This is a genomic window from Polaromonas sp. P1_G4, from assembly GCF_056405475.1.
In genome coordinates, this window is the sequence record NZ_JBFUCA010001040.1 from 1 (window position 1) to 599 (window position 599).

At 44.6% G+C, this 599-nt stretch carries 1 protein-coding gene; it reads right to left on the minus strand.

What is annotated here, in order from left to right; all coding sequences use genetic code 11:
- Nucleotides 1-249: 249 nt before the first annotated feature.
- A partial coding sequence (locus tag AC1D1X_RS25245) for a glutathione S-transferase family protein (protein ID WP_477699629.1) occupies nucleotides 250-599 on the minus strand: 350 nt, incomplete at its 5' end.

Sequence of the window (599 nt, forward strand, 5' to 3'; positions counted from 1 at the left end):
CTTCCAAGACGGCTTGTCATCGACACGAGGCCCCATCGTCGCCAGCCATGCATGCATGGCCTCCAGGAATTGCTCTAGCGTAGGGGTTCTCCCAATCTTCAACTTGCCCTTGCAATAGTTCGTTGCGAAGTTGCTCAATAGCGTTGAGTACTACGTCTACTGAACCGTCGTCCTTACCTAAAAGGTCTAACAAAGTGTTTTGTTTCATGGTCTCACCGATATGAACTGGCCCCATCCCTGAGCCGCAGTTCAACCTCGGCGGCTATCTAGCCATTGCAAATATTGATGCCTTAATTCAATAAATCTTTCAAATTCCCAATTGTCTTCAATTGGTATCGACTTCAAATTTCGGAATAATTTTTTTTCACTTAAAAACTCGTTCCAAGACAATTCATGAGGCAATCTTTCGTTAAACAACAATAGATTTTTCATGTTGTCCACAACAAAGAACATCGCAGAAATGTCGGCCACGGAGCCAAGCATTCCAGGTCTGATGTCTAGGGTGTCATCAAACCATTTGATGAAATCGAGGCAGCTTTGATTTTCCATCTTGGTAAGTTTCGCGTCGGTGTGACCCATTTTTTTCGCAGTCGCTGACC